At 70.3% G+C, this 23,047-nt stretch carries 23 protein-coding genes; 9 read left to right on the top strand and 14 right to left on the bottom strand.

Annotated features, from left to right (window positions below; all coding sequences use genetic code 11):
- The first annotated feature begins 89 nt into the window (after window positions 1–89).
- The gene (locus ACIQBL_RS01585; protein WP_401935606.1) at window positions 90–419 is read left to right on the top strand and encodes a WhiB family transcriptional regulator; all 330 of its coding nucleotides are present in this window, start codon (window positions 90–92) and stop codon (window positions 417–419) included.
- Window positions 420–496: 77 nt separating this feature from the next.
- On the opposite strand, the gene ACIQBL_RS01580 is transcribed toward ACIQBL_RS01585, so the two are convergent.
- Window positions 497–1,396, bottom strand: coding sequence for a LysR family transcriptional regulator (locus ACIQBL_RS01580; RefSeq protein ID WP_401935604.1), 900 nt, complete (start codon window positions 1,394–1,396; stop codon window positions 497–499).
- Window positions 1,397–1,476: 80 nt separating this feature from the next.
- Between ACIQBL_RS01580 and ACIQBL_RS01575 the strand changes: the two genes are divergently transcribed.
- The 3 genes from ACIQBL_RS01575 (at window position 1,477) to ACIQBL_RS01565 (ending at window position 3,806) form a co-directional block, all read left to right on the top strand.
- Window positions 1,477–2,145 (top strand): MOSC domain-containing protein, encoded by a 669-nt coding sequence (locus ACIQBL_RS01575; RefSeq protein ID WP_401935602.1) that lies wholly within the window; start codon window positions 1,477–1,479, stop codon window positions 2,143–2,145.
- Window positions 2,146–2,253: 108 nt separating this feature from the next.
- A complete protein-coding gene (locus ACIQBL_RS01570; RefSeq protein ID WP_401935600.1) occupies window positions 2,254–3,027 on the top strand; it encodes an SDR family NAD(P)-dependent oxidoreductase in 774 nt (257 codons plus the stop codon).
- Window positions 3,028–3,098: 71 nt separating this feature from the next.
- Complete coding sequence (locus ACIQBL_RS01565) at window positions 3,099–3,806, top strand: ester cyclase (protein WP_401935598.1); 708 nt, start codon at window positions 3,099–3,101, stop codon at window positions 3,804–3,806.
- A gap of 83 nt (window positions 3,807–3,889) precedes the next feature.
- Here ACIQBL_RS01565 and groL read toward each other — a convergent pair whose 3' ends face one another.
- The 4 genes from groL to ACIQBL_RS01545 all read right to left on the bottom strand — a co-directional run bounded on the left by groL (window position 3,890) and on the right by ACIQBL_RS01545 (window position 7,990).
- Complete coding sequence (gene groL, locus ACIQBL_RS01560; protein WP_401935596.1) at window positions 3,890–5,515, bottom strand: chaperonin GroEL; 1,626 nt, start codon at window positions 5,513–5,515, stop codon at window positions 3,890–3,892.
- A gap of 115 nt (window positions 5,516–5,630) precedes the next feature.
- Window positions 5,631–5,939 (bottom strand): co-chaperone GroES, encoded by a 309-nt coding sequence (gene groES / locus ACIQBL_RS01555; protein ID WP_401935594.1) that lies wholly within the window; start codon window positions 5,937–5,939, stop codon window positions 5,631–5,633.
- Between the two features lie 372 nt (window positions 5,940–6,311).
- Window positions 6,312–7,040: a hypothetical protein gene (locus ACIQBL_RS01550; protein WP_401935592.1), complete on the bottom strand. Its 729-nt coding sequence runs from the start codon at window positions 7,038–7,040 to the stop codon at window positions 6,312–6,314.
- Window positions 7,037–7,990, bottom strand: a complete 954-nt coding sequence (locus tag ACIQBL_RS01545; RefSeq protein WP_401935590.1) for a polysaccharide deacetylase family protein — start codon at window positions 7,988–7,990, stop codon at window positions 7,037–7,039. Before ACIQBL_RS01545 ends, ACIQBL_RS01550 begins: the two co-directional genes overlap by 4 nt.
- A 101-nt stretch (window positions 7,991–8,091) precedes the next feature.
- Between ACIQBL_RS01545 and ACIQBL_RS01540 the strand changes: the two genes are divergently transcribed.
- A complete protein-coding gene (locus ACIQBL_RS01540; protein WP_401935589.1) occupies window positions 8,092–9,330 on the top strand; it encodes a methyltransferase domain-containing protein in 1,239 nt (412 codons plus the stop codon).
- A gap of 106 nt (window positions 9,331–9,436) precedes the next feature.
- Here ACIQBL_RS01540 and ACIQBL_RS01535 read toward each other — a convergent pair whose 3' ends face one another.
- The 6 genes from ACIQBL_RS01535 to ACIQBL_RS01510 form a co-directional block, all read right to left on the bottom strand.
- Window positions 9,437–10,708, bottom strand: coding sequence for an RNA polymerase sigma factor (locus ACIQBL_RS01535; protein ID WP_401935587.1), 1,272 nt, complete (start codon window positions 10,706–10,708; stop codon window positions 9,437–9,439).
- Between the two features lie 99 nt (window positions 10,709–10,807).
- Entirely contained in the window at window positions 10,808–11,164 is a 357-nt protein-coding gene (locus ACIQBL_RS01530) for a YciI family protein (protein ID WP_366316481.1), read from the bottom strand.
- A 208-nt stretch (window positions 11,165–11,372) separates the two neighbouring features.
- A complete protein-coding gene (locus ACIQBL_RS01525) occupies window positions 11,373–12,710 on the bottom strand; it encodes an FG-GAP-like repeat-containing protein (RefSeq protein ID WP_401935585.1) in 1,338 nt (445 codons plus the stop codon).
- 119 nt (window positions 12,711–12,829) lie between these two features.
- On the bottom strand, window positions 12,830–13,882 hold the full coding sequence (locus ACIQBL_RS01520) for an LCP family protein (RefSeq protein WP_401935584.1): 1,053 nt from the start codon (window positions 13,880–13,882) through the stop codon (window positions 12,830–12,832).
- 121 nt (window positions 13,883–14,003) lie between these two features.
- Window positions 14,004–15,338, bottom strand: a complete 1,335-nt coding sequence (locus ACIQBL_RS01515) for an endo-1,4-beta-xylanase (RefSeq protein WP_401935582.1) — start codon at window positions 15,336–15,338, stop codon at window positions 14,004–14,006.
- Window positions 15,339–15,475: 137 nt separating this feature from the next.
- Entirely contained in the window at window positions 15,476–16,534 is a 1,059-nt protein-coding gene (locus ACIQBL_RS01510) for a LacI family DNA-binding transcriptional regulator (RefSeq protein WP_401935580.1), read from the bottom strand.
- Window positions 16,535–16,642: 108 nt separating this feature from the next.
- Between ACIQBL_RS01510 and ACIQBL_RS01505 the strand changes: the two genes are divergently transcribed.
- From ACIQBL_RS01505 to ACIQBL_RS01490, 4 genes are read left to right on the top strand one after another with little or no spacing between them, the layout of a single operon-like run.
- On the top strand, window positions 16,643–17,971 hold the full coding sequence (locus ACIQBL_RS01505) for an ABC transporter substrate-binding protein (protein ID WP_401935578.1): 1,329 nt from the start codon (window positions 16,643–16,645) through the stop codon (window positions 17,969–17,971).
- Window positions 17,968–18,843: a carbohydrate ABC transporter permease gene (locus tag ACIQBL_RS01500; RefSeq protein WP_401935576.1), complete on the top strand. Its 876-nt coding sequence runs from the start codon at window positions 17,968–17,970 to the stop codon at window positions 18,841–18,843. The genes ACIQBL_RS01505 and ACIQBL_RS01500 overlap by 4 nt, the downstream gene beginning before the upstream one ends.
- 4 nt (window positions 18,844–18,847) lie before the next feature.
- Window positions 18,848–19,747: a carbohydrate ABC transporter permease gene (locus tag ACIQBL_RS01495; protein WP_401935574.1), complete on the top strand. Its 900-nt coding sequence runs from the start codon at window positions 18,848–18,850 to the stop codon at window positions 19,745–19,747.
- A gap of 34 nt (window positions 19,748–19,781) precedes the next feature.
- Complete coding sequence (locus ACIQBL_RS01490) at window positions 19,782–22,094, top strand: glycoside hydrolase family 3 N-terminal domain-containing protein (protein WP_401935572.1); 2,313 nt, start codon at window positions 19,782–19,784, stop codon at window positions 22,092–22,094.
- Between the two features lie 14 nt (window positions 22,095–22,108).
- Here ACIQBL_RS01490 and ACIQBL_RS01485 read toward each other — a convergent pair whose 3' ends face one another.
- The 3 genes from ACIQBL_RS01485 to ACIQBL_RS01475 are packed head-to-tail and all read right to left on the bottom strand — an operon-like array spanning window position 22,109 to window position 23,034.
- On the bottom strand, window positions 22,109–22,501 hold the full coding sequence (locus ACIQBL_RS01485; RefSeq protein ID WP_401935570.1) for a type II toxin-antitoxin system VapC family toxin: 393 nt from the start codon (window positions 22,499–22,501) through the stop codon (window positions 22,109–22,111).
- The gene (locus ACIQBL_RS01480; protein WP_401935568.1) at window positions 22,498–22,770 is read right to left on the bottom strand and encodes a hypothetical protein; all 273 of its coding nucleotides are present in this window, start codon (window positions 22,768–22,770) and stop codon (window positions 22,498–22,500) included. The genes ACIQBL_RS01485 and ACIQBL_RS01480 overlap by 4 nt, the downstream gene beginning before the upstream one ends.
- 24 nt (window positions 22,771–22,794) lie before the next feature.
- Window positions 22,795–23,034: a hypothetical protein gene (locus ACIQBL_RS01475; RefSeq protein WP_401936984.1), complete on the bottom strand. Its 240-nt coding sequence runs from the start codon at window positions 23,032–23,034 to the stop codon at window positions 22,795–22,797.
- Between the last annotated feature and the right edge of the window lie 13 nt (window positions 23,035–23,047).

The raw sequence follows: 23,047 nt of genomic DNA, 5'->3' as shown, positions 1-23,047 counted from the left end.
CGCAATGAGTCATATTTTCATCTCCTTAGATCGTAGTTGTACGGTCGTGGACACCGTATCCGCCCATAACGGCTACAAGGGGTCACGCAATGGCAGATTTCTCCCGCCTTCCCGGACCGAACGCGGACCTGTGGGACTGGCAGCTCCTGGCTGCCTGCCGAGGGGTCGACAGCTCGCTCTTCTTTCATCCCGAGGGCGAGCGCGGTGCGGCACGAAGCGCTCGTGAGAACTCGGCCAAAGAGGTCTGCATGAGGTGCCCGGTCCGTGCACAGTGCGCGGCGCACGCGCTGGCGGTGCGCGAGCCGTACGGCGTCTGGGGCGGCCTCACCGAGGACGAGCGCGAAGAACTGATGGGACGGGCCCGCAACCGGCTGGTGTCGGCTTCGGCGACCGCCGGGGGCATCGCTTCGAACAACTGAAGGAACGTTTCTTCAACGGGTTCACCAACAAGCCCACTGACAAGTTCTCCGACCGGGGCACGCGTGCGCGTGCCCCGCTATTTTTCGCGGGCCGCCCGCTCCAGCTGGTCCAGCGTCGCCGCCACGGCGGGCACCCGCGCCAGGTCGGGCAGGGTCAGCGCGACGATCTGCCGCCGCACCGCCGGTTCCAGGGTCACCGTCCGCGCGCCCCGGGGCCGTACGGACTCGATGGCGAGCTGGGGCAGTACGGCGACGCCCAGGCCCGCGCTCACCAGGCCGACCACCGCCGGATAGTCGTCGGTCGCGAAGTCGATGCGCGGGGTGAAGCCCGCGCTCTCGCACACCTCGACCAACTGACCGCGGCAGCGCGGGCAGCCGGCGATCCAGGGTTCGCGGGCGAGGTCGGCGATGGCGACGGACCCCGCGCGCGCGAGGCGGTGTCTTTCCGGGACCAGGGCGACCAGGCGGTCGCCGAGCAGGGGTCGTACCACCAGGTCGGACCAGTCCTCGGCGCCCGCCGCGGTCTCGTAGCGGAAGGCGAGTGCGATGTCGCAGTCGCCCTCGCGGAGCAGGTCGACGGAGTTCGGCGGCTCGGCCTCCTCCAGGGAGACGCGGGTGCCGGGGTGCGCGGCGCGCAGGGCGGCCAGTGCGGTGGGGACGAGCGTCGAGCTGCCGCTGGGGAAGGAGACCAGGCGGACCCGGCCCGCGCGCAGGCCGGCGATCGCGGCGACCTCCTCCTCGGCCGCCGTCAGACCGGCGAGGATGCCGGCCCCGTGCCGGACCAGGGCCTCGCCCGCCTGGGTCAGGCGCATCTCGCGGCCGGTGCGGATCAGCAGCGGGGTGCCGACCGAGGTCTCCAGGGCCTTCATCTGCTGGCTCACGGCGGGCTGGGTGCAGCCCAGCTCACGCCCGGCCGCCGAGAAGGAGCCGGTGGCGGCGACGGCGCGCAGCACGCGGAGATGACGGGCCTCGATCATAAGGCGAGCATAAGTCATCCTTGGGTGGGAGGGTGAATAATGCGTCGCGCCTTTGGGGTGCTCTCGCCTACCGTGCCTCCATGAAGCTTCTCTCGCTGAATCTGGGGCGCGCCACGGCCGTGCCGTACACGGACCAGCCGGACGGTGTGACGGGCATCGACAAGCGGCCGACCGGCGCGGCCGTACGGGTGAGCGCGCCCGGGCCGAAGGGCGTCGCCGGGAGCGGGCTGGCCGGGGACGCGGTGTGTCACCGGCGGCACCACGGCGGCGACGACCAGGCGGTCTACGCGGTCGCGCGCGAGGATCTCGACGACTGGGAGCGGGAGTTGGGGCGCCCGCTGGCCAGTGGCTCCTTCGGGGAGAACCTGACGACCCAGGGTCTCGACGTGTCCGGCGCGCGGATCGGCGAGCGCTGGCGCATCGGGCCCGAGGTGGTTCTGGAGGTCACCTGCGGGCGGATTCCGTGCCGTACGTTCCAGGACCATCTGGGCGAGCGGGGGTGGGTGAGGCGGTTCACCCTGAAGGGGGCGCCGGGGGCGTATCTGCGGGTGATCGAACCCGGTGAGATCCGGGCGGGGGACGCGATCGAGATCGTGCACCGGCCCGCCCACGACGTGACGGTGGCCCTGCAGTTCCGGGCCGTGACGACCGAGCGGGAGCTGCTGCCGCGGTTGCTCCCGGCGGGCGAGGCGCTGCATCCGGAGGCGCTGGCGCAGGCGCGGAAGTATGTCGCGGAGTACGCGGGCTGACCTGCCGTCACGGCTTGTTCGACACGTTGTTCGACACGTGTGCGTCACGGATCGGGAGGGCCTGTGCAGAGATCGGGCCCGCCCGCTCCGGGTCACTAATCTTGCGCCATGACAACGGCATTGATTACGGGATCGACCGCGGGGATCGGTGCCGCCTTCGCGCGGCGGCTCGCGGCGGACGGACACAACCTCGTGCTGGTGGCGCGGAACACCGCGCGGCTCGGGGAGCAGGCGACCGAACTGCACGACCGGCACGGCATCGAGGCGGAGGTGCTGACCGCCGACCTGGCCACGGACCAGGGCATCGAGACGGTGGCCGCCCGCCTCGCCGACCGCAAGAACCCCGTCGACCTGCTGGTCAACAACGCGGGCTTCGGCAACAAGGGCCGCTATCTCGACGTACCGATGGCCGACGAGCTGAAGATGCTCAAGGTGCACTGCGAGGCCGTGCTGCGGCTGACCGGCGCGGCGACCGAGGCGATGCGGGAACGCGGGCGCGGCGGTGTCGTCAACGTGGCGTCGGTGGCGGCCTTCGTTCCCCGCGGGACGTACGGCGCGTCGAAGGCGTGGGTGGTGCAGTTCACGCAGGGCGCGGCGAAGGACCTGGCCGGTACGGGCGTACGGCTGATGGCGCTGGCGCCCGGGTTCGTGCGGACCGAGTTCCACGAGCGGGCCGGGATGGGCACGGACAACATCCCGAACTGGATGTGGCTGGACGCGGACAAGCTGGTCGCGGCGGCGCTCGCGGATCTGGCGCGCGGCAAGTCGCTGTCGATCCCGGACCCGCGCTACAAGGCGCTGATGGGCCTGGTGAAGATCACTCCGCAGGCGGTGCTGGGCGGGATCACGTCGAAGACCGGGCGGAAGTACGGGCCGCAGTGACGGGGTGAGGGCGCCGCTCCGGTGGGACAATGGGCTCATCTACCGGACCCAGGGGGGCCGGAGGCGGTGTCATGACGTTCGTACAGCTCATCGACTGCAAGACCAGCCGGTTCGACGAGATGAACCGGCTGATGGACACCTGGGTCGAGCAGACCAAAGGGAAGCGGACCGCCGCCCACAGCGTGATCGGCAAGGACCGCTCCGACGCCTCGCACTTCGTGGAGATCGTGGAGTTCCCCTCGTACGAGGAGGCGATGCGGAACTCGAAGCTGCCGGAGACCGACCGGATATTCCGGGAGATGGTCGCCCTGTGCGACGAGACGCCGACGTTCACCGACCTGGACGTGGTGCGGGACGAGGCGCTGTACGCGGCCACCGCACGGCGGTTCTTCGAGACGGCCGCCGTGCCGGGCGAACTGCCGCCGCTGGACGATCTGGTCGCCGAGGACTATCGCGACCACGATCCGTCCAACGAGCAGGACACCGTCGGGGTGGCCGAGCTGCGGCGCGTGGTCGGGACGTGGCGGAGCGGGTTCGACTTCGGCTTCGTGATCGAGGACCAGATCTCCGAGGGCGACCGGGTGTGCACGCGGTGGACCTGGAACGCGACCCACACCGGCGACTTCATGGGGCTCCCGGCGACCGGGAAACGCGTCGTCATGACCGGCGTGACGATCCACCGGTGCGCTGACGACGGCCGGATCGCCGAGGCCTGGTGGCAGTACGACCGGCTGGGGCTGATGGCTCAACTGGGGGCGCTGGACGGGCTGGAGCGCTGAGCAGGGCCCCGGCCACAGGACCGCCCGCGAAGGGAGAAGCCCCCGTTCCGCACCGGAACGGGGGCTTCTTCGTGCGGGGTGACTCAGTGGGAGTGGCCGTGGCTGTGACCACCGGCGGCCGGCTCCTCCTCTTCCTTCTTCTCGACGACCAGGGTCTCGGTCGTGAGGAGGAGGGAGGCGATGGAGGCGGCGTTCTCCAGGGCGGAGCGGGTGACCTTGACCGGGTCGATGACGCCGGCCTTGACCAGGTCGCCGTACTCGCCGGTCGCGGCGTTGAAGCCCTGGCCCTGCTCGAGCTCGGCGACCTTGGCGGTGATGACGTAACCCTCCAGGCCGGCGTTCTCGGCGATCCAGCGCAGCGGCTCGACGACCGCGCGGCGCACGACCGCGACACCGGTGGCCTCGTCGCCGGTCTTGCCGAGGTTGCCCTCCAGGACCTTGGCGGCGTGCACCAGAGCGGAGCCACCACCGGAGACGATGCCCTCCTCGACCGCGGCGCGGGTCGCGGAGATGGCGTCCTCCAGACGGTGCTTCTTCTCCTTCAGCTCCACCTCGGTGGCGGCGCCGACCTTGATCACGCACACGCCGCCGGCCAGCTTCGCGAGGCGCTCCTGGAGCTTCTCGCGGTCCCAGTCGGAGTCGGTGTTCTCGATCTCGGCCTTGATCTGGTTGACGCGGCCCGCGACCTCGGAGGAGTCGCCGGCACCGTCGACGACGGTCGTGTCGTCCTTGGTGACCGTCACGCGGCGGGCGGAGCCCAGCACGTCCAGGCCGACCTGGTCGAGCTTGAGGCCGACCTCCTCGGCGATGACCTGACCGCCGGTGAGGGTGGCGAGGTCGCCGAGCATCGCCTTGCGGCGGTCGCCGAAGCCGGGGGCCTTGACCGCGACCGCGTTGAACGTGCCGCGGATCTTGTTCACGACCAGGGTCGACAGGGCCTCGCCCTCGACGTCCTCGGCGATGATCAGCAGCGGCTTGGAGGCGTTGGCCTGGATGACCTTCTCCAGCAGCGGCAGCAGGTCCTGGATGGAGCTGATCTTGCCCTGGTGGATGAGGATGTACGGGTCCTCGAGGACCGCTTCCATGCGCTCCTGGTCCGTCACGAAGTACGGCGACAGGTAGCCCTTGTCGAAGGCCATGCCCTCGGTGAAGTCCAGCTCCAGACCGAAGGTGTTGGACTCCTCGACGGTGATGACACCGTCCTTGCCGACCTTGTCCATCGCCTCGGCGATGAGCTCGCCGACCTGGCTGTCCTGCGCGGACAGACCGGCGACGGCCGCGATGTCGGCCTTGTCGTCGATCGGGCGCGCGGTGGCGAGCAGCTCGTCGGAGATGGCCTTGACGGCGGCGTCGATGCCCTTCTTCAGGGAGGCCGGGGAGGCGCCGGCGGCGACGTTGCGCAGGCCCTCGCGTACGAGCGCCTGGGCGAGCACGGTGGCGGTGGTGGTGCCGTCACCCGCGATGTCGTTGGTCTTGGTCGCCACCTCCTTCACCAGCTGGGCACCGAGGTTCTCGTACGGGTCGTCGAGCTCGACCTCGCGGGCGATCGTGACACCGTCGTTGGTGATGGTGGGGGCGCCGAACTTCTTGTCGATGACGACGTTGCGGCCCTTGGGGCCGATCGTCACCTTGACCGTGTCGGCAAGCTTGTTGACGCCGCGCTCGAGGGCGCGACGGGCGTCCTCGTCGAACTTCAGGATCTTCGCCATGGGAGCGGTTCAGCCCTCTCGGAAAACGTGGGTGAAACGAACTACGCCCCTGACGCCCGGCTTCATAAGGTCGCGGGGGCCAGGGGCGTAGCTCACATACAGAATGTGAAGCGAATTACTTCTCGATGACCGCGAGCACGTCGCGGGCCGAGAGGACGAGGTACTCCTCGCCGCTGTACTTCACTTCGGTGCCGCCGTACTTGCTGTACAGCACGATGTCGCCGGTCTTGACGTCGAGCGGAAGACGCTCGCCGTTCTCGAAGCGGCCCGGGCCAACGGCCAGGACGACGCCCTCCTGGGGCTTCTCCTTGGCCGTGTCCGGGATGACCAGGCCAGAGGCCGTGGTCTGCTCGGCGTCGAGCGGCTGGACCACAATGCGGTCCTCAAGCGGCTTGATGGCAACCTTGGAGCTGGTGGTCGTCACGATCCGACCTCCCCCTTCGGAGATCTCACGGGGTTAACTGTCTGAGGTGGCGACCAGGTGGATCCGTCGTCGCGGGTGCCGGACCTGCCCGTCGCTATTGGCACTCTCCAGGGGGGAGTGCCAGACCTGAGACTATGACTGCGATTAGCACTCGGTCAAGCGGAGTGCCAATGCCCGCGGCGCTGGAGCGGAATTTTTCAGGTGCCCTGGGCTCTGTGGTGGGCCTGTCTTGGTGTTGCCGTCCCGGGGGGCCGCGCCCCCAGACCCCCGCTTCGGCCTGGACGGCCTCGTCCTCAAGCGCCGGACGGGCTGGGATTGCCCACCGGCGCCCGAAAGGACCCGCAAGGCTCCGCACTCGAACTACAGCTCGAACTACAGGTAGTCCTCCAAGCGGCCCACCGTCAGCCCCCGCTCCTGGATGCGGCGCAGCAGTCGGGCCGTGCCGGCGGTCGGGGCGAGGCGGACGATGTCGCCGGGGGCGAGGCGGTGGGGGCCTTGGGTGTAGGTCAGGGCGCCGGCTGTCGTGGAGGCCCGCCACAGGACCAGTGCGGAGATGCCGCAGTCGGCTGCCGCGCGGAGGGTCGTCGTGTCGTAGGTGCCGTAAGGGGGCCTGAGCAGCCGGGAGTTGAGGCGGGGATGCCGGGAGTCGGGGCGGGGATGCCGGCCGCAGATCTCGGTGCGTTGGGCGGCGTACGGGCGGCCGGTGAAGTGGCGGTGGTCCGGTGTCGTGCCGAACTCGGTGACGGGCAGGCGTAGTTCGCGGACCATTTCCGCGAACCTCGGGTCCCGGCGCGCGCCCGCGTCGTGGTCGTAGGTCAGGAAGACGACCCTGTCGTGGGTGCGGACGTGGTCCACGACGGGCGGGAGGTCCGGGCCCGCCGAGCGGGGGGCCTGGAGGGGGGAGGGTTTGGGGGCGGGGGCAAGTGGAGCGGTCAAACCCCAGTGGCGGTACGGCTGTTCGCGGGACGGGCCGTGCGGGTGCACGCGTTGGGCGGCCTTCTTGCCCAGCCGTTCGATGGGGTCGACGGACTGGGCGCAGCCGGTGAGAAGGGTGGCCGCCAGGGCGACGGCCACCGGTGTCCGCAGGTTCGCGAGCCTCACAGGTAGTCCTCTAGGCGGGCCACCGCGTAGCCCTCGGCCGTGACCTTGCCGAGGAAGCGGCGCATGTCGTCGACCATCGTGCCCTTCCAGTCCGCGCGGCCCCGGAAGTGGGTCAGGACGATGTCGCCGGGGTGCAGCTCCTGGTCGTCCTCGCGGTACTCCCAGTGGTCGACGTACACCTCCTCGTCCCAGATCGGGGCGTACTTGATGCCGCAGGACTTGGCGGCGACGAGGGTGTCGTGGTTGTAGTTGCCGTAGGGCGGCCGGAAGACCGTCGGGGCCTTGCCGAACTGCTTCTTCATGACGGCCTGCATGCCGCAGATCTCGCGCTTCTGCTCGGCGTAGGAGAGGCCGGGCAGGTACGGGTGCGTGAGGGTGTGGTTGTTGACCGTGTGGCCCTCGGACTGCATCTTCCGGAAGTAGCCGTAGTCGTCCTTCACCAGGTAGTTGCTGAGGAAGGCCGTGTACGGGATCTTCAGGTCGCTCATCATCCGCAGGAACGCGGGGTCCTTCTCCTCGCCGTCGTCGATGGTGAGGAACACGATCTTCTGCTTGGTGGGGATGGTGGTGAAGACCGGCGGGAGGTTCAGTTCCTCCTGGTCGTCCACCTCGAATCCCTTGCGCGCGGTGATCTCCGGCTTGTGCGCCGGGGCCGGCGGGGCCTGGAGGGGCACTTTCGCCAGCCCCCAGCGCTTCGCCGCGGCGACCCGGGCCGCGTAGGCGGCGCGCAGCCTGCTCGCGTAGGAGTCCAGCGCGCGGGCCGGGGGCGCGTGCAGGGGCTGCGCGCCGTGGGCCGGGGGAACGGCCTTCTCGGCGCCGGGCTGGGTGCAGCCGGAGACGACGGCGGCGAGCGTGAGGGCGGCGAGCGCGCCACGGGCGCCCGTCCTCCGACCTCGGGTTCCGCGGCTCCCGTGCGCCCGATTGATGTCATTTTGTACGACTACTCGCATGGGGTCGGATCCTTTCAGGCCCCGGCCACGATCCCGCGCCGACACCGCGAAGACACCGCCGGCGGAGGCACACCGTCCACCGACTGGCCCACAATGACCGGGTGAACGACCCCGTACTCGCCTTCGCCGCCCTGCTCACCCCCGAGGGCCGCGCCCTCCTCGACGAGGTCCGCGGCACCGACCCGGCCAAGGAACTCGCCGTCGCCACCCGGCTGCGCCGCGAGCACCCCGCCGAACTCGTCTCGGCGGCGCTCGGGCAGGAACGGCTGCGGCAGCGGGCGGCGGTGGCGAAGTTCGCCCTCGACGACGCCTCACGCATGTTCTTCACCCCGAACGGCTTCGAACAGTCGACCCGGGCGAGCGTCGCCACGTACCGCGCCGGCCGGCTGCTCGCCATGGGCGTGACCTCCGTCGCCGACCTCTGCTGCGGAATCGGCGGCGACGCGATCGCGCTGGCGCGGGCGGGGGTGCGCGTACTGGCCGTGGACCGCGACCCGCTGACGGTCGCGGTGGCCCGCGCGAACGCGGAGGCGCTGGGCCTGGCCGACCTGATCGAGGTCCGGGAGGCGGATGTGACGGAGGTGGACACGTCCGCGTACGACGCCGTGTTCGTCGATCCCGCACGGCGGGGCGGCCGGGGGCGCATCTTCGATCCCGAGGCGTACTCGCCGCCGCTGTCCTGGGCCGTGGGGGCCGCTACGACGGCCCGGGTCGCCGCGCTGAAGATCGCACCCGGGGTGCCGCACGAGGCGATCCCCGCGGAGGCCGAGGCGGAGTGGATCTCGGACGGGGGGGACGTGAAGGAGGCGGTGCTGTGGTTCGGTACCGGGGTGCGGCCGGGGGCCGTGCGCGCAACTCTCCTGCCCGGACCGCGAGTTCTGCACGGACGGGGACTGCCCGACCCCGAAGTCCGTTCCGTGGGGCGGTACTTGTACGAGCCCGACGGCGCCGTCATCCGCGCGCATCTCGTCGCCGAGGTGGCGGAGGAGGTCGGCGGCGGGCTCGTCGACGAGACCATCGCGTACGTCACGGCGGACGGACTACGGCCGACCGGGTACGCCTCCGCCTATGAGATCACCGATCAACTCCCGTTCGGCGTGAAGAAGTTGAAGGCGTTGCTGCGGGAGCGGGAGGTGGGCATCCTCACCGTGAAGAAGCGGGGGTCGGCCGTCGAGCCGGAGGAACTGCGGCGGAAGGTCAAGCCCCAGGGACCCAACTCGGCGACGGTGTTCCTCACTCGGGTGGCGGGGGCGCCGACGATGCTGATCGGGCGGCCGGTCCAGGCCCTGTCCGGCGGGTCGGGTCGCAGGGAAGACGCGGGGCCTGATCGTTGCCGGTGAGCGGGGTCTGGTGCGTCCACCTGCAAGGCGGAGGCGGGCGGCGACGCGGAGCGCCGCAGGTGGGCGTGCCAGCCCCCGCGTCTGCGACAGGATCCGCCGGACAGCCCTAGGTCGCCTCTTCGGCTCTGCGCAGCAGGAGTTGGCGTTCGCGTTCGTTGCGCGCCAACCCCGCCGCTCGTGCGAACTCCGCCTTCGCCTCCGCCGTACGGCCGAGGCGGAGGAGCAGGTCGCCGCGGACGCTGGGCAGCAAGTGGTAGTCGCGCAGGGCGGGTTCGGCGGCGAGGGTGTCGACGATCTCCAGGGCCGGGGCCGGGCCCTCCGCCATCGAGACGGCCACCGCGCGGTTCAACTCGACCACCGGGGACGGGGATCGGGTGGCGAGGAGGCCGTACAGGGTGGCGATGGTCGGCCAGTCGGTCTCGTCGTAGGTGTACGCGTGGGCGTGGCAGGCGGCGATGGCGGCCTGGAGGGCGTAGGGGCCGGGGGCGCCGGTGGACGTGGTGTCGGCGCGGCCGAGGGCGGTGATGCCCCGGGCGACGAGGAGGCGGTTCCAGCGGCGGCGGTTCTGGTCCTTGAGGAGGACGGGGTCGCCGTTCGGGGCGGTGCGGGCGGCCGAGCGGGCGGCCTGGAACTCCAACAGGGAGGCCAGGGCGTGCACTTCGGGTTCCTTCGGCATCAGGCCGGCCAGGAGGCGGGCCAGGCGGAGCGCGTCCTCGCAGAGGCCCGGGCGGAGCCAGTCGTCGCCCGCCGTCGCCGCGTAACCCTCGTTGAAGATGAGGTAGATGACGTCGAGGACGGAGCCGAGGCGGGCCTCGCGGTCGGGGCCGTAGGGGACCTCGAAGGCGATGTTCCTGGTGGCCAGGGTGCGTTTGGCGCGGACGATGCGCTGGGCGATCGTCGGTTCGGGGGCGAGGAACGCGCGGGCGATCTCGGGGGTGGTCAGGCCGCCGAGGAGGCGGAGGGTGAGGGCGGTGCGGGCCTCCGGGGACAGGACCGGGTGGCAGGTGGTGAAGACCAGGCGCAGGAGGTCGTCGTCGATGTCGTCGGGGGCGGAGGGCTCCTCGGGCGGGGCGGTCGTCTCCAGGGTGCGGCCGATCTCCTGGAGTTTGCGGGCGTAGTTCTCCCGGCGCCGGATCAGGTCGACGGCGCGGTGCCTGGCCGTCGCCATGAGCCAGGCGCCCGGGTTGTCGGGCACGCCGTCCCTCGGCCACTGCTCAAGGGCGGCGACCAGCGCGTCCTGCGCGAGTTCTTCCGCGATGCCGATGTCGCGGACTATGCGGGCGACGGCGGCGATGATGCGCGGGGACTCGATGCGGAAGACGGTCTCCAGGGCGGTTGCCAGGGAGGTGTCCATGGCGGATTCCCTGGAGGTTTCCATGGCGGTGGCGGGCGAGGCGGTGGGTTGTGCTTCCGGTTCCACAACCCACCATCGAACACCTCCGGTGCCCTCAGGCCAAGGAAGGCCCACAGGCCGGGCTCAGCCCTCCGCGATCTCCCGCACCTCGCACGTCACCGTCCAGAACTCCTCGTGCACCTTCAGGAACCGCTTCGTCCACTCGATCGCCTCGGCCATGTCCTTGCACTGCATGAGCGCGTAGCCGCCGACGACCTCCTTGGACTCGGTGAAGGGGCCGTCGGTCACGGAGATCCTGCCGCCCTCCCAGTGGACGCGGGCGCCCTGCGCGGTCGGGGTGAGGCCGGCGGTGTCGAGCATCACCCCGGCCTTGGTGATCTCCTCGATCAGCTCGCCCATGCGCTGCATCAGCTCGGGGCTGGGGCCCTCGGCGGGGGCGGTCTTCTCGTCGATCTGCACGAGGGAGAGGTAGCGGGGCATGGTGACTCCTCGGGTCGGGCGGCGGCCGGGTCCTTCCCGGCCTTCCAACCATGCGTCGAACGAGGGGGCGCCGGATCGACACACTCGCCGGAATTCCCCGAAGAATTCTCCCGGGTGCCCGTTTCCGCAGGTCGGGGCGGATGTCCGCAGGCCGGGGCGGATGCCGGACGCTCGGCCCGTACGACCCGTACGACCCGTACGACCCGTACTACTTGAGTTCGTACCCGAACCCCGCCTTCGCGTAGGCCGCCCCGATCGCCTTCCCGCCGAAGGCGAGCGCCGCGTCCGCCACGATCCCCGACGCGCGCCCCCGCAGCTCCCACACGGCCCCGTCCCCGCCGTTCTCGTTGGGCGCCGCGGTCGCCAGGTCGGCGTGGCCGTTGGCGTTGGTGTCGAGGAGGTGGACCGTGGCGCCGAAGGCGTCGTCGCGTTCCGAAGTGCCGGGAATTCCAGGGGTGTTCTGGGTGATGGCCTGGGCGCCGGCGCCCGTCGGGCCGGTGCGGGTGCCGTGCAGGACGTCGATCACGCCCGCGCCCCTGACGGAGCCGAGGCTCTCGGCCGGCGCGCCCACGGCCACGTCGTCGATGCCGTCGCCGGTGATGTCGCCGACGGCCACCGCCGCCCCGAAGCCGTCGCCCTCCTCCTTCGCGCCCGGTACACCGGGGGTGTTCTGCGTGTACGACTTCCAGGTGGCGGCCGGGGCGAGGCCGCTCGCCGAGCCGTTCGCCACCACGATCCGCTCGTTCCCCGGGTCCCCGCTGACCAGGTCGTCGTAACCGTCGCCGTTGACGTCGCCCAGCGCCGCGACCGAGCCGCGCAGCGGGTCCTCGCCGCCGCGCACCAGACCCGAGGGCGAACCGACGTACAACTCGACGCAGAAGTTGCCCTCGCCGCAGTACGCCTCCAGTGCCAGGTCGTCGCGGCCGTCGCCGTTGACGTCCCCGGTGCTGCCGTCCCAGACGTCGATGACCCCGAGGTATCCGCCGGGGTCGATGGCGGTGGTCCCGGACGGCTTGCCGGTGCGGGTGACCGGGCCCTTCCAGAGCGTTCCCGTCGTACCGGACGGGTCGTCCATCTGGCTGTATCCGGTGCGGAACAGGGCCAGGTCCAGCCTGCCGTCGCCGTCGAAGTCGCCGGTCTGGGTGTTGGAGGCGGGGATCGACGTGCCCGTACCGGACAGGCCGTGCGGGCCGCCCCAGACGATCACCGCGCTGCCGGCCGCCGATCCCACGCCGATCACCAGGTCCGCGTACCCGTCACCGTTCAGGTCGCCCTTCGACACCTGCCCCCCGAAGTCCTCCCCCTTGACCGGGCTGCCCGGAATGCCGCTGGTGGCACGGGATATGACGGTCCGTCGGCCGGTCGAGAGGCCGTGCGGGCCGCCGTACATCACGGCCACCTCGCCCGCTCGGCCCAGACCGCCGACGGTGGCCCGGGGCGCGCCCACGACAAGGTCCTGGTAGCCGTCGCCGTTGAAGTCGTCGTGGACGGGGGCCGCCGTCGCGTGCGCGGACGACGGCGCAACTCCCAGTACTGCAAGGCCCATTGCGAGCGGTCCCGCCCAACGGACGTACGAACGCGCGGAGAACACCGGGCTACCCCCTCGTTACGGTGACACTTCACCGCACGAGACCGCTCAGGGCGCGCTTTGGTTGTAGTCGCCGGTCACTTCAGCGACTTCCACAGATCACTCGCCGCCGGTTCCTTCGCGACCACCCGGTTGGGGTCGGACGGTGCCGTGACGACCGGCATCGTCACCGTCTTCACCGCGTCCGCCGACAGGCCCTTCAGGCTCTCGCCGAGGCTGATCAGTTCGCTCAGGGAGTCGAGGCCGGTGTCGGTGGTGAGGCTGTCGGTGACGGCGTCGGTGACCTCGTAGAGCTTGGCGGGGTCGGTGAGCAGGTCGTGGGAGGCGATCTGTTCCAACAGGGCCTTCACGAGCATCTGTTGGAGACCTATGCGGCCGAGGTCGCTGCCGTCGCCTATGCCGTGCCGGGTGCGGGCGAGCGCCAGGGCCTGCTTGCCGTTGAGGTGGTGGGTGCCCTTCTTGAGGTGCAGGTGGCTGTCGTTGTCGTCGATGTCCTCGGTGGTCGTCACGGTGACACCGCCCAGCGCGTTGACCAGTTTCGCGAAGCCCGCGAAGTCGATCTCTATGTAGTGGTCCATGCGGACGTCCGTGATCGACTCGACCGTCTTGACCGCGCAGACCGGGCCGCCCACCGAATACGCGCTGTTGAACATCGCGTTGTACGCCACCGACGTCGAACCGCCCGACGACAGCGGACAGGACGGCCGGGTGACGAGCGTGTCGCGCGGGATGCTGACGATCGTGGCCTTCTTGCGGCCCGCGTCGAGGTGCACGACCATCGCCGTGTCGGAGCGGGCGCCGGAGCTGTCGCCGCCGCCGAGCGCCTTGTTCTCCTTGCCGCTGCGCGAGTCCGAGCCGAGGACCAGGATGTTCACGGAGCCGGTCGGCACGGGGGAGGCGGACGCGGAGGCCGCGGCGGAGGGGGTGGTCACCGCCTTCGCGGGGCGGCCCGTGCCGAGCGCGCTGTCGATGTCGACGCTCTTGATGTTGTTGTTGAGGTGCCAGTAGGCCCAGCCCGCCGTGGCGACGCCCAGGACGAGGGCACCCGCCAGAGTGAGGCCGGCGATCTTCAGCACTCTGGATCGCCGGCCCACTCGTCTGTCGTCGTCGGCGTTCTCTGTGTCCGTCACGGGGAGGAACGTAAGTCCGAATTATTAGGAGAAAGTTAGGGGAGACGGCGCGAGACGGTTTTCTGCGGAAAATCTCACGGTTCTCAGCCCCGTTTCACCCCCCTCGCCTCCCTCGCCTCCCTCATCCCAAGGTCATCACCGGTACCGGGTTGCTTCCGGTCCAGGACGCGTTGAACCCGAAACTCACCGAGCCGCCGTCCGGGACCGTGCCGTTGTAGGTGGCGTTCGCGCAGGTCACAGCGGTCCCGGACTGGGTGCAGGTGGCGTTCCAGGACTGGGTGAGCTGCTGGCCGGCGCCGTACGTCCAGGTCGCCTTCCAGGACGACAGCGCGTTGCCGGAGCAGGCGATGGTCACCTGCCCGGTGAATCCGGTGTTCCACTGGCTGGTCACGCTGTACGTCGCCGCGCAGCCGGTCGTGGACCGGGTGCCGCCGAGCGCCTCGGCGATGCCGTAGTACGCCGGTTTCGGCGCGTAGTTCTCGTCGTACGGCGTCGCCGCCCCGTAGCCCGGGAAGGTGCTCGGCACCCAGGAGTCGGCGTCGGTGAAGCCCCAGACGGTGATGTTCACGCAGCGGGTGACGGCCGCGCAGGCGGCGGCCACGCTGTTGAAGTCGGCCTTCTGCTGGGCGAGTTTCGCGCTGTCCGCCGGGAGTGCCATCCGTACGTCGAGTTCGGTGATCGCCACGTCGACGCCCAGGTCGGCGAAGCGCTGGATGTTCTGCTGGAGGGTGGCCGGAACCTGCCCCAGGACGAGGTGGGCCTGGAGGCCGACCCCGTCGATCGGAACGCCCGCCGCCTTCAGGGACTTGACCAGGTCGTACAGGGCGGTGGACTTCGCGTTGACGCCCTCGACGTTGTAGTCGTTGATGTAGAGCTTGGCGGCCGGGTCGGCGGCGTGCGCCCAAGTCAGCGCCTGGGCGATGTAGTTGGCGCCGAGGCCGTTGTACCAGAGCGTCGAGCGGTAGGTGCCGTCCTCGTTGAACGGCTCGTTGACCACGTCCCAGGCGGCGATCTCGCCCTTGTAGCGGCCGACTTCGGTACTGATGTGGTTCTGCAGCAGACTGCCGAGCTGGGCGGACGTCCATGTCCCGTTCGTCAGCCAGCTCGGGTTCTGGCTGTGCCAGACCAGGGTGTGGCCGCGCACCTGCTGGTTGTGGGCCTGCGCGAAGGCCACGATCTGGTCCGCCTCCGACCAGTTGAAACTGCCCTGCGTCGGCTCCACGGTCCCCCACTTCATGGCGTTGCCGGGGGTGAGCGAGCTGAACTGGGCGCCGGCGATGTCGCCGTAGCTGCCGGTGAGCTTGGAGCCGGTGACCGCGGTGCCGACGACTTTGCCCTTCGCGGCGGCGAGGTCGCGCAGCGGGGTGTCGGCGGCGTGCGCGGTGGGTGCCGCGAAGAGCATGACGGCGCCCGTGAACAGGGCCGCCAGGGACACGCCGGTTCTCAGAGATCTCATGCGGGTGCCTCCGAAAGTTTCGGTTGTGCAACCGATTGGCTTCGGAGGAGTGTGGGGCGGCTCACCCCACTCGTCAATACGTCATCTTCCGGCCACCGGCGTCACGCGCGGAACCGGAAACCGCCGTACCGCCCGCGTCAGGGAGCCGACGGCGTCGGCGGAGCCGTACTGCTGCGCACCACCAGGCTCGTCGCCAGCTCCACCCGCCGTGCCGCCGAGGTCTCCTCCTCGCGCGCGAGGTCGAGCACCAGCTTCGCCGCCGCCTCGGCCATCTCGGTGAGGGGCTGTCGTACGGTCGTCAGCGGCGGGCCCACCCAGCGGGCGACCGGCAGATCGTCGAAGCCGACCACGCTCAGGTCCTCCGGGATGCGCAGCCCGAGTTCGCGCGCGGCCTCGTACAGGCCGAGGGCCTGGAGGTCGTTGCCGGCGAAGACGGCGGTGGGCCGGTCCGGGCGGCGCAGCAGATCGAGGCCGAGCCGGTAGCCGGCCTCGTGGTGGAAGTCGCCGGTGACGATCAGCGAGGCGTCGACCGGCAGCCCGGCCGTCTCCAGCGCGGCCCGGTACCCGTCCACACGGGCGCGGCTGCACATCATCCGCGAGGGTCCGCTGATCGCGCCGATCCGGGTGTGGCCCAGCTCGACCAGGTGCCGGGTGGCGGCGAGGCCGCCCTGCCAGTTCGTCGCGCCGATCGACGGCACGTCCGCGCCCGGGTCGCCGGCCGGGTCCATCACCACGAACGGGATGGAACGGCTGGTCAGCAGCGCGCGCTGCGACTCGTCGAGCCCGGAGAGGACCAGGATCACACCGTGCGGGCGGCGGGCGGCGACCTGGTCGGCCCAGGTGCGGCCGGGGACCAGCCGTCCCGCGCTCTCGCTCAGCACCACGCTCAGCCCGGCGTCGCGCGCCACGTTCTCCACGCCCCGGATGACCTCCAGCGCCCAGGCGCTCTCCAGCTCGTGGAAGACCAGGTCGATCAGCGGTGAGCGGGTCGCCTCGGCACGGCGGCGCCGGTAGCCGTAGGCGCGCAGCAGGTCCTCGACGCGGGTGCGGGTGGCGGGGGCGACGTCGGCGCGGCCGTTGAGGACCTTCGAAACAGTCGGAGCCGAGACTCCGGCCTCGCGGGCGATCTCGGCCAGGGTCGCGGTCTGGGTCGGCCGACGTGCCATCTGGGTTTCGGCGGAATCCGGGGCTGTCATGGCGGCGATCGTATCCCTGCGCGACCCCTTGACGAACCCCTTCGCGCGCCTTACGTTCCCGGAACATTCGTAGAACGGCTCGAAACATTCGCACGAGAGGTGCTGTCCATGGAGCCCAACACGTCCAACGGCGGGCGTACGTTCAGCAGGCGCTGGGTGCTCGGCGCCGGTGCCACCACCCTGCTCACCACCGGGCTCACGGCCTGCGGCTCCAGTGACAGCACCGGCAGCAGCAGCACGGTCACCGCCTTCACCTACGGCGACGACGCGGCGAAGGTGCAGGTCAAGGCCGTCACCCGGTTCAACGCGTCGGCCGCGGCCAAGAAGGCCAAGGGCAAGATCAAGCTGGAGAAGGTGCCCGGCACCGACTACCCGGCCAAGCTGCGCACGGCGATGGGCTCACCGAACGCGCCGGACGTCTTCTTCAACTGGGGCGGCGGTTCGATCAAGGCGTACCAGGAGGCCAACCAGCTGGTCGACCTCACCGCGACCATCAAGGGCGACCCGGTCCTGGCAAACGGCTTCCTGCCGTCGGTGCTCGCGGCGGGCGCGCTCAAGGGCAAGAACTACGGCATACCGATGCGCGGCATGCAGCCGGTGATCCTCTTCTACAACAAGTCGGTCTTCGCCGCGCAGAAGCTCCAGCCGCCCACCACCTGGGCCGAGTTGCTCGACATCAACAAGAAGCTGAAGGCCGCGAACATCACTCCGTTCGCGCTCGGGGGCGCGGATATCTGGCCCGAGTTGATGTGGCTGGAGTATCTGGTCGACCGGATCGGCGGTCCCGATGTCTTCGACAAGATCAAGAACGGTGACGCGTCCGGTTGGGGCGACCCGGCTGTCCTCAAGGCCGCCGAGACGGTGAAGCAGTTGATCGACGACGGCGCCTTCGGCAAGGGCTTCAGTTCCGTGTCGTACGTCAACGGGGGTGCGCCCGCGGTGTTCGCCAAGGGCAAGGCGGCGATGCATCTGATGGGGTCGTGGGAGTACTCGACGCAGCTCGGCAAGTTCCCCGACTTCGCCAAGAACAATCTGGGGTGGTCCGCCTTCCCGAAGTACGAAGGCGGCTCGGGCGATATCCGTAACGTGGTCGGCAATCCCACCAACTACTGGTCCGTGAACGCCCGTACGGGCAACAAGGACGCGGCGATCGCGTTTCTGCGGGACTGTGCGTCGGAGGCGTACGCGAAGGATCTCGTCGCCAACGGGGACATTCCGACCACCGCCAACGCGGAGAAGTTGCTGGACTCCTCGCCCAACCCGGAGTTCGCCAAGTTCCAGTACCAACTCGTGCAGCAGGCACCGGCGTTCACGTTGAGCTGGGATCAGGCGGTGGATCCGGCTGTGTCGACGCCGATGCTGACGGAGATCAACAAGCTGTTCGTGGGGAAGAGTTCGCCGGCGCAGTTCGTGTCGGCGCTCAAGGGGTTGAAGTGAGGTCGCGCAGTTCCCCGCGCCCCTATGAGGGCGCTGCACCTCACGTCGGTTGGGCTGTGCCCGGGGTCCTCTTTTTTGTCTTCTTCGCAGTGGCCCCCATGGTTCTCGCCGTGTATCTCTCCTTCACCACTTGGAACGGGCTCGGGGACCCGAAGCCCGTCGGGTTCGCCAACTGGCAGAAGCTGCTGCACGACGATCGGCTCACCCAATCCCTCACCGTGACCGTCCTGTTGACGGTGACGAGCTGGGCGTTCCAGACAGTGGTCTCCCTGCTCCTCGGGGTCTGGGCGGCCGGGCGGCAGCGCAACCGGGCTATCCTCTCCGCGATCTTCTTCGTGCCGTTCCTGCTCTCCTCGACCGCCATCGCGCTGCTCTTCTACGCGCTGCTCGACCCGAACTTCGGGGTCATCCACCAGGACACGCTCGGCTCGACGAGTGGTGCGTTTCTCGCGATCGTGTTCGTCGGGGGCTGGCAGTTCATCCCCTTCCACACCCTGATCTACCAGGGCGGGGCCCGACAGATCCCCGAAGTCCTCTACCAGGCAGCGGCGATCGACGGCGCGGGCCGCTACCGGCAGTTCTTCTCGATCACGCTGCCCCAGCTCCGCAACACGGCCACGACCTCCAGCGTGCTGATGATCGTCGGCTCGCTCACCTACTTCGAGACCGTCCTGATCCTCACCCAGGGCGGCCCCGGCACGGACACGGCGATCCTGCCGTACCTGATGTACGAAGCCGGCTTCAAGAGCTACGACTTCGGCTACGCGAGCGCGATCGCGACCTTCCTGGTCGTCGCCGCCACCGCGCTGTCCCTCGTGCTGGTCCGGCTCACCGGTTTCGGCGCCATGCGCAGTACCCGCGAAGGGATGTGACGGAGTGTCACACGACACGTTGCCGCGTCCGGTGAAGACGGCGGAGGAACCCGTGCCGGAGCGGCCGACCCGCAGGCGCCGGCACTGGAGCAGGCGCCCCAACCCCCTCGCCGGGCTGGGCTCCCTCCTCTGGCTCGCCGTCGTCATCGTCCCGATCTACGCGATGATCTCGGCCTCGCTCACCCGCCAGGACAAGGCCCTCGGCAACAACGCCCTGAAGCCGCCCACCGATCCGACCTTCGCCAACTACAACACCGTCCTGCACAACGGCTTCGGTCACTTCCTCGCCAACACGGCCCTCGTGGCGGCGGCGGTCGTGGGAATCGTGCTCGTGCTGTGCGTGCCGCTCGCCTACGTGGCCGTACGCACAAAGACGGTCTGGTCTGGCGCGGCCTTCCGCCTGTTCCTGCTGGGAGTCGCGATTCCGGCCCAGGCGGTCGTGGTCCCCCTCTACCTGATGATCGCCAAACTCAACCTCTACGACAGCCTGTTGGCCGTCATCCTGCCGACGGCGGCCTTCGCGATGCCGGTCTCCGTGCTGATCCTGACCGGCACGCTGCGGGACATCTCCGAGGACCTGTACGAGGCGATGGCACTCGACGGCGCCTCGGCGACCCGGATGCTGTTCCAGCTGGTCATCCCGTTGACCAAGGGCGGTATCAGCACGGTCGTCATCTACACGGCGCTCCAGGCCTGGAACGGTTTCCTCTTCCCGCTGATCTTCACCCAGTCCGACGGCCCCCGCGTCCTCACCCTCGGACTCTTCAACTACGTCAGCCAGTTCGGCGTGAACATCCCGGCCCTGCTCGCCTCTGTCGTCCTCTCCGGCATCCCGATCTTCGCCGTCTACCTGGTGGCCCGGCGCGCCCTGATCGGCGGCCTGATGGGCGTGGGCGGCAAGTGAGCTGCCCCACCTCACCTTTTCCGAACGGAGTTTCATGACCACCGCCCCCTGGCGCGACCCCGCCCTGCCCGCCGCCGCCCGCGTCGACGACCTGCTCGCCCGGATGACCCTGGAGGAGAAGACCGCCCAGCTGTACGGCGTGTGGGTGGGCGCCGACACGGACGGCGAGGGAGTCGCCCCGCTGCAACGGGAGATGACCTCGGACTACGACTGGGACGAACTGATCACCCAGGGCCTGGGCCAGCTGACCCGTTCCTTCGGTACGGCGCCGGTGGACCCGGAGTTGGGCGCGCAGGCGCTGGCCCGCGCGCAACGGCGGATCGCGGCGGCGGGCCGGTTCGGCATCCCGGCGGTCGCCCACGAGGAGTGCCTGGCGGGGTTCACCGCGTGGGGCGCGACGGCGTACCCGGTGCCGTTGGCGTGGGGCGCGAGCTTCGATCCGCCGCTGGTCGAGGAGATGGCCCGGCACATCGGCGCCGACCTGCGCGCGGCCGGCGTCCACCAGGGTCTCGCCCCGGTCCTGGACGTCGTACGGGATCCGCGCTGGGGCCGGGTCGAGGAGACGATCGGCGAGGATCCGTACCTGGTGGGGACGATCGGTGCCGCGTATGTGCGGGGGCTGGAGTCGGCCGGGGTCGTCGCGACGCTGAAGCACTTCGCCGGGTACGCGTCCTCGGTGGGGGCGCGGAATCTGGCGCCGGTGCGGGCCGGGGTGCGGGAGTTCGCGGACGTGGTGCTGCCGCCGTTCGAGATGGCGCTGCGGGAGGGCGGGGCGCGTTCGGTGATGGCCGCGTACAACGAGACGGACGGTGTCCCGGCGTCGGCGGATCCGCGCCTGCTGACCGAACTCCTGCGTGACGACTGGGAGTTCACGGGGACAGTGGTCGCCGACTACTTCGGCATCGGCTTCCTGGAGACGCTCCACCGGGTGGCGGGCAGCCCGGCGCAGGCCGCGCACGCGGCGCTGGCGGCGGGGATCGACGTGGAGCTGCCGACGTTGAAGTGCTACGGGAAGCCGTTGGTGGAGGCGGTGCGGGCGGGGGAGGTCCCGGAGGCGCTGGTCGAGCGGGCGGCGCGTCGAGTGCTGTTGCAGAAGGCCGAGTTGGGACTCCTGGACGAGGACTGGTCGCCGGAGCCGACCGGGCGGATCGACCTCGACTCGGCGGCGAACCGCGCCCTGGCCCGCCAACTCGCGGAGGAGTCAGTGGTGTTGCTCGACAACCCGGACGGACTGCTGCCGCTGCCTCCGGAGGCGAGGATCGCGGTGGTCGGCCCGAGGGCGACGGACGCGTTGGCGATGCTGGGCTGCTACTCCTTCCCGTCCCATGTGGGCGTCCACCACCCCGAGGTGCCGATGGGCATCGGCATCCCCACGGTGCTGGAGTCGCTGCGGGCCGAACTCCCGGACGCCAAGGTGACGTTCGCGGAGGGGTGTGATGTCTCCGACCCGGACATCTCCGGTTTCGAGGAGGCGGTCGCGCGGGCGGCGGAGGCGGATGTGTGCGTGGCGGTGCTCGGCGACCGCGCGGGCCTGTTCGGACGCGGTACGTCGGGCGAGGGCTGCGATGTGGCGGACCTCCAACTCCCCGGTGTCCAGGCGGACTTGCTGGACGCGCTCGTGTCGACGGGTGTCCCGGTGGTGCTGGTCCTGCTCACCGGCCGCCCCTACGCGCTGGGCCGTTGGCACGGTCGCCTGGGTGCGGTGGTCCAGGCGTTCTTCCCGGGGGAGGAGGGCGGCCCGGCGGTGGCGGGAGTGCTGTCGGGCCGCGTCAACCCGTCCGGCCGGCTCCCGGTGAGCGTCCCGCAGGTGCCGGGCGGCCAGCCCTGGACGTATCTCCAGCCCCCGTTGGGCCTCGCCGACGAGGTCAGCAGCCTCGACCCGACCCCGCTGTACGCCTTCGGCCACGGCCGCTCGTACACGACGTTCGCGTGGGAGGCGGAGGCGTCGGCGCCGGCGGACCCCGTGATCGACACGGACGGCTCCTACGACCTGGCACTCACCGTCACCAACACCGGCGACCGCGCGGGTACGGAGGTCGTCCAGCTGTACCTGCACGACCCGGTCGCCTCGGTGACCCGCCCGGACGTCCGCCTGATCGCTTACCAGCGGCTGGAGTTGGCGCCCGGCGAGGCCTCCCGTGTGACCTTCCACTTCCACGCGGACCTGTCGGCGTTCACGGACCGTGCGGGGCGGCGGGTGGTCGAACCGGGGGCGCTGGAGCTGAGGTTGGGGGTCTCCAGCGCGGAGGTACGGCATACGACACGAGTGACGCTGAGGGGACCGGAACGCGTGCTGGGGGCGGATCGGCGGCTGCGGTGTGAGACGGAGGTGCAGGTGGAGGGGTGACACCGGCCCGCAGGTCAGACCTTGATCACATGGGCGCCGGTACCGCAGAGATCCCGAAGGTCCTCGGGGTCCGAGGTCAGCACCGTGACGGGTGCGGGCGAGGCGAGCGCCGTCGCGGCGACGATCGCATCGAGAGCGTACTTGTGCCCGTGCAGACCGGCCGAAGCGAGGAGCCTGCTCGCTTGGCGGGCGATTGCTTCGCTGGGCGGGACGACGTTGACACGCGAGACGGCGTGGTCGAAGCGGGCCTGCTGGGTCCTGGGGTCGCGGGCCTCGACGAGGGTCACCGAGCTGACGACCACGCGGATGTCCTCGGCCTCGGCCGCAGCGAGCCACTCGGTGAGTTCCGGAGTGCGCCGGACGAGTTTGGACAGGCCCTCGCAGTCGAGGACGAGCGTGCCGCTCACGCGGCGTCGGCCGAGCCGGCCGAGCCACCGCGCAGGGCGGCCCGCTTGGCCTCGACTGCGGCCGGGTCCACCGGACCGTGCGCGGCTTCCGCGTCCTCGATCAGTTCACGCAGCCGGTCGCGCTCCAGCTGGCGCTGGATGAGTGCTTCGACGTAGGCGGACATGCCTCGCTTGCCGGTGCGCGCCTTGAGGGCGGCGATGGTGCCCTCGTGGAGCGACACCGACACCGGGCGGACGGGTCCCTCGCCGGGCACGGGAGAATCAGCCATGACCCCATTTTAACAAAACTCTTGTTATTCGCCCACCGACTCGAACCGCCACCGATGCACCGCCCGGCTCACCAACTCCCCCTCCGGCTCGGGAAGTTCGGGCAGCTCCGCGTCGTACTCCGCGTCCCACCACGTGATGACGAGGACCCGGTCCTGGGGGGCGCTGAGGAACTCCCGGCGCAGCGGCTCGGCCGGGAGCTTCTGCTCCCGCGCCCAGGCGAGCAGTTCATGCCCCCGCCCCGGGACCGCCCGCGCCTCCCACATCAACGCGACCGTC

The sequence above is a fragment of the Streptomyces sp. NPDC088350 genome (assembly GCF_044753545.1).
In the GTDB taxonomy this organism is placed as follows: Bacteria; Actinomycetota; Actinomycetes; order Streptomycetales; family Streptomycetaceae; genus Streptomyces.
Note: the sequence above shows the minus strand (reverse complement) of the source record. Positions and strands in the feature narration are given on the sequence as shown.